The following is a 12,522-nucleotide window of genomic DNA, read 5'->3' on the forward strand; positions in this document are numbered from 1 at the left end:
GGTTTGAATCATTTCCGCTAAATATCGCATAAGAGATATACCCCCCCCCCCATGCAAACAGCAAATAATGGTGTATTTTTGCAAGTGCAACAAAATATTTTTCATATACTCTAGCACTTGTTTAAAGAGAAAAAATTTTTTTAACTTGTTAATTTAGCAAATAAAATTTGAAAAATTTGTATTTAGGATAGAAAAAATGGCTAAATTACGCCATTTCCTCGCAAACACTTTTCCACAAGTAACATGTAAAAAATCTGTAGTTAACATATAATTTACAGAATTTTTCAAAAACCTTGCATTTTGACAATGTTTTTTAAAAAAATATTGCTGATTTACCAACAAATGTTGGTTCGTTGCGCAATATAAACCGTAAATTTTTCAGCCAACCGACGATATGCGCAACTGACCGAAACTTTACACGGTGAGAGCGTTACCTCGATTTGAGCAAAAACCCACCAAAGACCTCCAAACATGGGCGCGACGACTTGCTTGAGCGCAGCATTGCGCGCGCTCAGGCAGGTAGTTCGCGCAACTTACGCATTTGCTTTCATACCGTTTACTTCATCAACACCAATCATCAGTACTAATCATCAACACCAATCATCAGTTCCAAATATTTATTAGCAGCTTTACGTATTTTTGAGGGATCAATCCATCCAGTTGTAAACGACTTATTAACCGCATGAAGTAGCGTAAACAGTGCGTTCGTAAGATTCCTCTTTCCCCTAGCTATGTTATATAAATTATCAAAATGAGCTGCTTTATTCCTAATCTCTTTAATATAAATAAGATTTTTTGCTATTATTCTTCTATCCTCATCGTACTCTTTATTCATTTTTGAACAGTTCACAAATGGAAACGCATTGCCTACAGCGTCTTTCCAAAGTTTTTGTTGAATGCGATTGCTATTTTTTGTTTCTGAAGATCCAACAAGCTTTACCCATGTTCCCCACATGAGTTTAGATAAAATGTCATCATGATTTACACTTCTACCATCATGCGAGTGAACTGCGATTTCTCTCGCTTGCTTGATTTGATTTTCAATCAAATCTTTAACCAAATCTGGCGTATACAGAGGATTGGTCCATTCCTCATTTTGCTTTTCTTTCAACGCAAGTTTACGAAGTTCTAAATCAATTGAATTACGCACGCATATTTCTACGTATCCAATCTGCTCATGCAATATTCCTGCTAATTCATGATTCGATTTGCATATAAGCATAGCTGTACCTAAATCATTATTTGCATCGCGCATATAACGATTAAATCTAGCCACGCCACAAAATTGTTGCGCTTCTTGCAAAGTAAAAAATGTATTAGCAGACATGAAAATATTGTACATTATTGCACATTTAGTTTGACATTCGCCACGAAATATAACATGGCAAACGCAAATTCTAAGGGGATGTGGTAGACTCTAATTTACCTGTGTAGGTTGCTCCTACACGTGATTTCATTGAGCTCTTGTTTGTTTAGAACAAGAGCTCAGTTGTTTTTGGATGGTGGGTTTACTAAACGTAGGTTTGTGTGGTACTCCAAAAGCGAGGAAAGTTTCTCACATTTGGAGGGTTTTAGGTTGTGTTTTGCTCCAAACACGGGGAACTTGTCTCGCATTTGGAGAGCGAACGAGTATCCACGTGAATGAATGATAAAGCAAATTAATATGTAAAACAAACTATGGATTATTCTCCAAAATATATTACATACAAAAAGAGCACTCCCATCTTACTAGAAGATGAAAAGTGCTCTTTGTTTATTTATGTTATTTACTTATTTTGTTTATTTACTTGCTTGTGTGCGTATGATGGCGGCGAGTTTTAAACGTTACAGCACCGCTTGCAAGCAGCACCATAAACGTCACAACCATGCCAATCACACTGCTACCAGTCATCGCCAAATCAGAAGTCATCTTCTTGGCGGCAGACTTAGCGGCAGCCTTCTGCTTTGCAGCAGCGTTAGCATTCGCAGCACTTGCGTTGCCATTGGCAGAACTTGCGTTGCCATTGGCAGCGGCATCGCCGGATGCAGCGGATGCGCCTGCATTAGTAGAATCCGCATCATCCTTTGAGGACGACTCCGAATTATTACTGGAATTACCTCCAGTAGTAAAGGATTTTCCACCATGATTACCGCCGTGGTTAGAGCTGTGGCTACCGCCATGATTAGAGCTGTGGCTACCGCCATGATTACCACCGCGGCTATTATTGTTGGTATCACCGCTGGCATTACCGCTAGTATTACCGCTAGTATTACCGCTTGCATTACCGCTAGTGCTGCCACCGTTGTTGCCACTACCGTTACCGTGACCCGTGCTTCCACCTTCGCTATTACCAGTATTACCAGAGTTACCAGTATTACCAGCATTACCGCTACCATTCTGGTTCTGATTATTCTTATTATCAGAACCAGTTTGGCTGCCACTATCAGAAGAAGCAGAGGAAGATACAGATACCTCTCCAGAAGCAATCTGGTTACCATTTGCATCCATAAGTAAGATTGTGTGCTTACCTGAATATCCGCTAGGAATCAAAGCCTTGAAATAGTACTTACCGTTTTCATCAGTATGCACTGTCACATATTCATGACCATCTTCACCCTTAAGATCCTTAGGATCAGAGTAAATGAACGCATACATGCGATCACCGGATTTGGCTTTCTTCACAGCTTCAGGCTGTCCAGAAACATAAATCTTTACTTCCTTTCCAGCTGTGACATTCTTGGTTTCTAATCCAGCAAGAGACTTTTGGATCTTTTTTGTAGAAGCAGGAGGAATTGGTGCAGAATCAGTTTGAGTTGACTCATCCTTGGTTCCTGAATTACTTGGCTTCGTTGGATTCTCACCAGGCTTCACACCATTCTTCACCGTGAATGTATATGCAGTAGCTCCATTTGCATTATTACTTGCGTCACTTGCTGTATTACCAGCAAAATCGGTCGCCTCAATAGTGATAGTGTGAGTACCATCAACCAACTTCTTAGTAGGAATCTTCAACGTTAATGTTGTAGAACTTGGCTTATCTGGAGTTGGATTATCGTTAACCTTAGAAACATCCACTAATGTGTCCTCTACTGCTGTAGTTGGAAGATAATTTTCCGTATACGCTACTGGATGACCATCAACCATAACGCGCAAAGACTTCAAATTATCATCTTCTGCTTTAACAGTAATTTCGTGACCATCAGTGATTTCTTCGCCTTCAACCAAACCTGCTTTAACAGTAGGATCAACTTCATCAAGAACAACTGGAATCACACCAAGTAAATGAGATTCAACCTGATCACTTAAGTGCAGCAGCAACTTATCACCATTGTCTACTTGAATGTCAGTTGAGAATTGGCGACGAGTTGTTTCTTTACCATTCGTGTCCAAAGTGTAGAAATCACCTACAGAATCATTATTAATTCGCAAACTTTGACCGAAAGCATCATCTGATACATTTCCACTGAAAGTCACTGTGTCACGATTAGTGAACAACGTGTGACCATACAGTTTTGGAGTATCGAAATGTGCTGTTGGAGGCGTAATGTCGAAGTAGAATGCTGCAGGAGTATCGATTACATTCGTTTCATCGTCTTCATCAGCATCTTCGTCAGTTGATTTAGTGTTCACCTGCAAGCGGAAATCATTTATACCCGGATGCATTGGAAGCTTTACACTAAACTTTCCGTTCTTAATTTCAGCACGCAATGGGTTTGGAGTTACAAGATTCTTAGTTGTAGCATCAAAACGCGAAGCTGGAGTAAACACCACGCTAGTCACTTTGGAACTCACATCACCTTGAGCAACAAAGTAATCAGTGCCAATAACGTCTGGACCATTATTCTTCTTATGAATTAACCACGCATAAGAACCCATAGAGCCAGCATTAGTAAGCATGAAATCTTTTGTTGCAGCTGCAGGTTTAGGCGTAGGAGTTGAACGACCAGCGAGAGCCAAACCTATAGTTGTAGTGTTTTCAGCAGAATCAGTAGCTACAAGAGTTACCATAACAGCTTTAGCGGCAGGAGTAATAACTGTTTTGAAGCTACCGTCTTTACCAACAGTTACTACTTCTTCAGTTTCTTTACTAGCTGCAGCTATATCTGCTTGCTTCACATTTGCATTAATATTCGCTGCTGAAGTTGTATTAGCACCAGAAACAGCTTTAGTAGTAGATTCAGAGGCAGAACCAGAAGCATGATTGTTCACAGAACCAGCAACTGCATTAGCTGCAGTAGTGTTGTCAGCAGCCTTTTGATAATTAAGCGTTAGCTTTACAGTATCTCCAGGAGTATCAGTTACTTTACCAGCAACAGTTACTTTACCATCTGCAGCTACAGGCAAATTACCCTTGTTGTCAAGACCATCAACAGTAATCTTAGGTGTTTGTGCATTAAACTTTAAAACAAGTTTCTTATTGCCAATACGGTCACCCTTACTATCAAAAGCTTTAAGCATCACAGTATTTTCACCATTTTTCAGTGGCACAAACGCATAGAAAGTATTCTCACCCTTGCGCTTTTTAGCTAATTTGACTTCCTGCTTTTTACCGCCTTCAGGAGTCACATAAGCTTTTATAGAAGCAACATCTTTAGTGAGATATCCCTCAAGATAGAACTTACCATTAATATCTGGGTCGGTCTTACTTTCTTCTAGAGCATTAGCTTTAATTTGTTGAGAAGTAAGTTTTTGTTCATTTGGAATAATAAACTTCTTGTTCTTCTTAGATTCTTCTGAACCATCCGGTTTCTTCACAGCATATGTGTCGAATACCTTTTTAACCTCAGTTGAATTCATAGCATTGTCTCGAACAAGCACATCTATGTATTGAGCTTCATTACCAATGTGAATAGTCTTGCACACTCGCGTACGAGTTGCTTCATTCAACGGGCATTGAGTGTCTTCATCACCATAGTTCAAGGCATCCTTTACACCAGGAAGATGAATAGTTGGTACGCCAGGATCAGGGCTTAACTCATCACTAATAACAATCTTCACATTGCCGTTAGCATCACGATCAGATACTGTGACTTTAGGTCCATGATTATCGATTGCTACCTTCATGTCATAAGTTTGCCAATCAAACTTATCTCCTAAGCGAGCTTGAATACGATACGTGTACCATCCGTCAGGAAGAATTTCAAATCTACTTGTTTTTGGATTCCACACAGACCCGTCGAAATTTCCAGCTAAGCCATCGGTTGCTCCAACATTAGAAATAGTAGAACGATTCACGTTGTGTTCTGTTCCAAGAACAATCTTAGTTTTATTATGTGAATCCAACACAGAATATTTTACTTCAGATGCACCGCGGAATATAGCCATAGATGGAACAACATAATCCATCCAGCCATCTCTATTTGCAGGTGAAAATTCGCCAAGTACATAAGGCTTCGTTTCATTATTAACCGGAAGTTTACCCATAAAACCAGCTACAGAAAGCAATGATGTCGTAAGATCACTGTGGCTTGCACTATAGCTTTCTCCCGGTTTTACCATTATAGGTTCATCGTTCCAATCGCCAACAAAGCCAAGATATGGCACAGAAACATCTGGCTGAGTATCAGTAAGCGATTCAAATCGCGCCCAACCTTCAATATAATGATTGCCTTTAGAACGATTTGGGCTTAACGTAAACTTAACATCAGCGGTTTTGCCAGGCTTTACCGTAACTTCACGCGTTTTTGATTGCAACGTTTCAGTATCACTAATAGAGGTTACTGTATCTTTATTGGCCTCATTAGACTCATTTACAACATCCTGATCTGGGACAGCAAATTTTACTGGATTCTTACCATAATTATGTAAAGTAACTGTAAAGTTGCGATTAGAATTCACGTTTTTAAAAGCCACATACGCATTGCCATCGACTGTTGCAATCACGTTAGTAGCAACAGCTTTATCGACCTGAGCTAAGCCAGCACCGATTTGACGAGGAGCGTAAGGAATTTTCTTACTATTTGCAGAATCTTTATGTCCAATAATACTTGCTGTATTCATTAATGCTTGGCTTACACGAGTAGCCATTTCAGACTTTTTAAGATCAGGGAAACGCTTCTTATAGCTTTCCATCACTAACGCTGAAAGACCGGAAACGTTTGGAGCAGCCATGGAAGTACCAGACATGCTGGTGTACTTATTTCCATTCTGCGTAGACCAAACATTACCACCGATGCCAGCAATTTGAGGTTTAAAATCAAATTCTGGAGTTGGACCCCAAGAAGTAAAGCTAGAAGGCTTCCCATCATCCGGATTGGCGATAGTAACGAATTGTTCAGTGAAAGCAATCTTTACTTTCTCACCATTATCTAATGCTTTTTTAATTTCTAATGCATAAGAACGAGGAATAGACGCACCAAAGCAACCTTTGATTTTGTCCAATCCACCCATTCCTATGAATAAGGATGAATCTTTGTCGTGATTGTAAACAATCACACCTTTAGCACCTTTAGAAATCGCATTATTAAACTTTTCAGTAAAACTGATATCGCCACGTTCTACGAGAGCATATTTACCTGTAAGATCAAGATCTTTAACATCAGCTTTAGTGGCTTTTTTAGCATCCACAAGTTCATGCTGAGATAGTGCATCCGTTAAAGAACCAATAGAATAGCTGTACGGCAAAGTATGTGACTTGCCATCTTTTCCAACCCAATTTGCAGACTGCTGAGTAATATTTGAATTTTCTACAGAAGCAACGCTGAAAGCAGAAGGATAAGAAGATGGTGAACCAAGAGTTGCATCATCCCACTTACCTAGAACATCGTCTATGCCACCACTTTCAGAGAAGTTCAAGCCGGAGTTTCCTGCAGAAATAACTGGAAGCACACCAGCTTCGTGAGCCTTCTTTAAAGCGAGAGATGTAGCATTAGAAGTTCCACCAAAACCGTTATCTGATCCGAGAGACATGTTAATAACATCAGCACCAAGCTTTACAGAATCCTCGATTGCAGCAACAATATCAACATCACGAGCACCATGCGAACCCGGCACGTTTGAGAATACTTTCATAGCAAGCAGCTGAGCGTTTGGAGCTATGCCATCAACACGATTATGTTCAGATGCAGGAGCACCAGTCTCATCGCCGTTAGCAGCCACAATACCAGCTACGTGCATACCGTGCTGTTCCGCACCCGAATCTGTGAAATTAGTATTTTCATCAGCGTAATTGAAACCTGCAGGCACTTTGTCAGTAGTGTTGCCTTTACCTGTTGGCTGTAATCGAAGATGCGTCTTAGCTGAAGCATCAAGCTTCATATCTTGGTGAGTTGGATCTATGCCCGTATCGATGATGGAAACCAACATACCAGTGCCATCAAGATGATATTTTTTAAACGCAGCTTGCACACCTTGCAAATTACGTGCAGTATTTTCCATTGGATGATATAAACGTTCTTTTGCGACAGAAACTACACCTGGCTCACGTTTCAAATCTTGAACGTGTTTTTCAGGGAGAGTAGCTTCAAAAGCACTCATTAAATAACCAACTTGGCGACGAACCGTCATATTGTACTTTGACTTTACGCGGTTAATTAAAACATTCTGCTCATGAATGTTGGCTTTTTCGTCATAATTCGTGAGTTTCGGATGATTATTTTTCAACGTAACAACAACAGTCACTTGAGCATTTGAATTTTTATTAAATTGATCTTTTTTACTGTAATTCTCAAAAGCTTTAGCAAGAGTTGGATTAACATGGCGTAAATCTTCTATAGACTTAATCTCACTATTATCTTTTAAAGATGAATCAAGCATCTTAGAGACAAGTGCATTCTCATCTTTTTTAGTTTCATTATCATTTTTTGCAAATGCCGCAGGAACTGTACCAAGCGGCACCATAAGCGTCGCCGCGGCCACACTTAATGCTGCTAAACGAGTCAGATATGACGTTCGTTTGAACTTCATAAACATACTCTCCTTCAAAATGGTGGTTGTTATCCCGGAAAAATTTCGGTTCTAGCTATCACAAACTCATGCCAGCTGCCAAAATCTTTCATACTGGCTGCCAAAATTTTTCATGCGGGTGTAAATATTTTTGTTACGCTGGTTTGAATCATTTCCGCTAAATATCGCATAAGAGATATACCCCCCCCCCATGCAAACAGCAAATAATGGTGTATTTTTGCAAGTGCAACAAAATATTTTTCATATACTCTAGCACTTGTTTAAAGAGAAAAAATTTTTTTAACTTGTTAATTTAGCAAATAAAATTTGAAAAATTTGTATTTAGGATAGAAAAAATGGCTAAATTACGCCATTTCCTCGCAAACACTTTTCCACAAGTAACATGTAAAAAATCTGTAGTTAACATATAATTTACAGAATTTTTCAAAAACCTTGCATTTTGACAATGTTTTTTAAAAAAATATTGCTGATTTACCAACAAATGTTGGTTCGTTGCGCAATATAAACCGTAAATTTTTCAGCCAACCGACGATATGCGCAACTGACCTAAATTTTACGCTCGCGCGAGAGTTATCTCACGTTTGGAGGGTTTGCGCTACTTTAGCACTCCAAACGCGAGGAAAGTTTCTCACATTTGGAGGGATTAGCGTTGTGCGACGCTCCAAACGCGCGCAACCACAGCACTCACTTACGAAACTCGCGTTGGAAGTCCACTGGACTTCCAACCCAAGCGAGTTTCCGCTCCGAATTGCCTTCGCGCGCGCAATACTGCGCTCAGGCAGGTCGTTAGCGCACACAAAACACAACCTAGTTCCTAAAACACAGCCACACGAACCTGCCCTGCCTTCGTCTTTACTGACGAAGGCAGACCTCGCTTGCGTTGAAAGCACACCGTGCTTTCAACCCTAAGCAAGCTCGGCGCTCCGAATTGCCTTCGCGCGCTAAATCGCAGCGCTCAGGCAGGTCGTCGCGCTACTCGCGACGCAACTTACGCAGCATCTTGCGCGAAAGTACCAGCAAATGCTTGCCGCGAATGTCGAGCTGTCGCCCTCGCTTAGACGTTGCCGCGGCAATCATCATGGACAAAATAATCAATGAGAACGCCATTGCAATCACGAATAGCGTCATCCAAAGCGGCCATTGCACGTGGTCACCCGGCACCTTCACAGGGTCCGGCAGCACACGATACCCCGTCACCAAAAGCCTATGCGAATTCACGCCATACGGGGTACACGTTAGCAGTGTCGCCAAGTCGCGCCCCTTTTCGCGCTGTAACAAACTAATATCGTGCGGCTCAACCACGCTGATGCGGAATACTTTGTATCGTAAAGTTTCGCCTTGCACGTCGAGGTAGAAGTAGTCGCCCTTCTTTAAATTCACCAAATCATCGAACATGGTTGCATCCGCAAGACCCGTGTGCGCGGTAATAACTGTGTGGCGGTTCTTGCCGCCAACCGGCAAATCAGTGCCATACAAATGACCAGCGCCGTGCGCTAAAACTTCCTGCGAACTGCCGTGATAAATAGGAAGTTTTACGCCAATCTTCGGAATTTTTACGATGCCGATAATGCCCATAGGCTCCTCAAGCGCCTTAAGATAACGCTTGTATTCAGGCGTGTTAGTTATGTCTTTTTGCCCATCCGGACCATACGGATCCGTGGTAAGCATATTTTTGCGAGTTTTATTGTAAAGCTTCGCTGCGCGAATGTGAGCGCGGCGCACGTCACCAGCCTGATCGTGGTTATACTTGTCGTACGCGTTAGAAATTTCCTTCGACACGCGATTGTTCCAAAGCGTTGAAACAACAGGGTAACTGAAGCACAAAATGCCTGCCAACACGAATGCGATTGGCTCGACGATGCGGCGGAGCTTAGATTTTTGATTGGTTTTTTGCTTAGATTTTTGATTACTTTCGGCGGATTTTGCTTCGGTTGCGTGGGTTTGAGTTGCGTTATTTTCGATTGCGTTATTTTCGGTTGCGTTTGATTCGGTTAAGTTGGTTTCGTTAGTTTGGGTTGCGTTTGTTTGGTTTTTGAGAAGCTTACTTACGATGGGGATATTCAGGGAGATTTTGTTGAGGAAAGCATATACTTTAGCAACAGCATCGTTTAATTTCATGCTTCCTCGTTTCGTGAGTTTAATAGGCTTAAATTGGTTAAGTTATGTGGTTTAGTTTATTTGCGATTTTGTTTGCGATATTCTTACGTATCGTCTATGAGTTTTGACTGGTGTTTTCTGCAAACGGACTAATGAGCCTCGAAAGTTTTCAGCATCGCAACTCCCGTCCTTCGTCGCTTTAACTGTTAAAGGTTTTACTGTCTGCTTTGTTCTTAAAAGAATGTTGCTTCCTCAGTCCTCTTTTATTGCTCTGCCCGAAAACTTTTGAGACTCTACCACATTAGACCACAACACAAAACTCATAGACTCGTTAAGTTTGTTACGTAAAGTGCGTGGTTTACTAAGTGCAACTAGAGTATCGAAATTAAGCTGCGGGTGGGTTCGTAGGTTGAGGTTTCTGGTGTAGTGTGTGCAGCAGCAATGACGCTAGTGTTCTTTAAGCAATAAATACTCAACGTCTGCAGAGCAATACTGCTAAAGTTCACTAAGCAATAAGTAATCGCCGTTTGCAAAGCAATACTGCAAAGCTACAGAAACAACGTCGGCAGAACTCTAATGAATTAGTTTATTATTTAGTTATTTTTAGCTATTAATTGGGTGGGGCGCAGGAAGTATAAATCCCTGCACCCCACAAGACACTCACCTAACAGCGAGCATCAAAACCCAAATCAGGCAGCCTGCTGCTCTTCATCCTTCTTGCGGTTGCGCAAGAAGATGAACATGCCAACAGCAACCAAGCACATGCCAGCCAACGCGAAGATAATCACGCCTGCGGCACCGGTCTTTGGAAGGTTGAACCAGAAGCCACCCTTATTATCTGGAATATTCACAATCTCAATCTCCTGAGCAGTATCGCCAGAAGTCAAAGAAACTTCATGAACTTTATCAGAACGAGTGTATCCATCTGGAGCCTTAACCTCAACAAGATAAATCTTGCTATTCTGATCCGTAACCTTAGCAATATAATCTTTAGTCACGCCATTCTTATTCCCGTCAACACCAGTTGTAGTGATAGTAGCTTCGGTATTAGTTTGTGGAACAGCATCAGCAAAACCGGTCATTGCTTTACTACAAGCGTTAGTAGCACTTGGGTCAGCAGCACACTTCTTAGCTTCAGCTTCATTAGCAAATGCCTTGAATTCAGCCTTGTTAAGAGCCTTTGTCTTATCAGTTGCATCGACTTTCTTAATGTGGAACTTACGGAATTCAGTTGTTGCACTGCCACCAGGAGTTGGCTTTGGTTGAATGCCATCACCGTGACCAGGAATAAAGCCAGACTTGTTTTCAAGAACTTTGTTTTTACCGACAAAACTACTCAAGTCTGATACTAACTGAAGTTTTACAGTAACATCAATTTCTACCGGTTTTGAATCAAGAACATTTGCTTTTGCTGCAATAGCTTGAAGTCCTTTATTAGCAACACCCTTCTTAAATGTAACCTTAATGCGCTTACGATCAGTATTAATGCCATTGTCAGTAGTTCCAGATTCTTCAGAAACGGTGTAGTCCTGATCTTTAGTCATTGCAGCAGTGTCACCATTGATTTTTACTTCAGCAATAACACTTGAATTAACGGTTTTATATGCTGAAGTTAAAACATCATCATAAATGGCAAAGTCCTGAAGATCATTTTCAGTGAGATTCTTATTGCCGTTAGTAGCTTTTGTCTTATTCAACTTAGCTTTAATAGTGTATGTGATCTCATCTCCAGCACCAACCATCTTAGTAGTATCTGCTGTCTTAGTAACACTATCCTTAATGTAAGCGTTCTTCGGTTCTACAACAACATCATAAGTGTAGGTATTATTTACTTTTTTATCTTCGCGGGTAATTTGAGGAACAGTCACATAAAATGGTGCTACATCATTTGAATAACCTTCAGCAGCTTTAGTTTCTTCAACTTTGTATAATCCAAGTTCAAGATTAGTGAATGCTACTTCACCATTCTTCTGACCTTGTTGACCAGTTGTTTTAGTTTGCGTGCTAGAAGCATCTGTTCCTAAGTGAACTTGGGCTTCAGTTTCTTTATGCTCGTTAAGTTTTTTCACTACTCCAGCGATAGTTACCCAATCAGCACGTTTTTTAAGATCAATATTTGTAGAACCAATTTGTAACACTTTTGTAATCTTAAATTCTGCACCATTAATAGGCGTAGACTTCTTTTGAGAACCATTATCAACTTCGTCTTTATACTTCTTGATGGTAATGGAACCCTTCTTAGTGGTAGCTTCATTGCCAAGATCCCATGGGGCTTTTTCAGCTGCTGTAGGACCCGTAGCAAATGCTACGTTGTTTGCCACCACGGCGCCGGCGACGCACAGCGTGCCAGCCATTGCGAGCGAGGCGAATGCCGTCACGCATTGTTTAGTGAATTTATTCACTTTCTTCTCCTTTATATCAGTGCCCTTGTGGGCAGGTTTTGAGGAAAATACGTTTATTGTTTTATTTTGTGTTGCGCACGGTCGGCGGAGTCATCGCAAAGCCGCATGAACTCTGTCGGCGGCTACGATTTGCGCCGC

The 12,522-nt window shown here is 41.0% G+C and carries 4 protein-coding genes; all 4 read right to left on the bottom strand.

Translation table 11 applies throughout. The features are described 5' to 3' along the window. Positions 1 to 583: 583 nt before the first annotated feature. The 4 genes from HXT39_RS04855 to HXT39_RS04870 all read right to left on the bottom strand — a co-directional run bounded on the left by HXT39_RS04855 (position 584) and on the right by HXT39_RS04870 (position 12,384). Complete coding sequence (locus HXT39_RS04855; protein ID WP_102155368.1) at positions 584 to 1,342, bottom strand: Abi family protein; 759 nt, start codon at positions 1,340 to 1,342, stop codon at positions 584 to 586. A gap of 441 nt (positions 1,343 to 1,783) precedes the next feature. Beyond that, complete coding sequence (locus tag HXT39_RS04860; protein ID WP_102703400.1) at positions 1,784 to 7,885, bottom strand: S8 family serine peptidase; 6,102 nt, start codon at positions 7,883 to 7,885, stop codon at positions 1,784 to 1,786. A 972-nt stretch (positions 7,886 to 8,857) separates the two neighbouring features. Then, entirely contained in the window at positions 8,858 to 10,003 is a 1,146-nt protein-coding gene (locus HXT39_RS04865; protein ID WP_102703399.1) for a class C sortase, read from the bottom strand. 668 nt (positions 10,004 to 10,671) lie between these two features. Next, positions 10,672 to 12,384, bottom strand: coding sequence for a SpaH/EbpB family LPXTG-anchored major pilin (locus HXT39_RS04870; protein WP_103013933.1), 1,713 nt, complete (start codon positions 12,382 to 12,384; stop codon positions 10,672 to 10,674). Positions 12,385 to 12,522 lie beyond the last annotated feature (138 nt).

It is taken from the genome of Gardnerella sp. DNF01159 (genome assembly GCF_049244215.1).
GTDB classification, from domain to species: domain Bacteria; phylum Actinomycetota; class Actinomycetes; order Actinomycetales; family Bifidobacteriaceae; genus Bifidobacterium; species Bifidobacterium swidsinskii.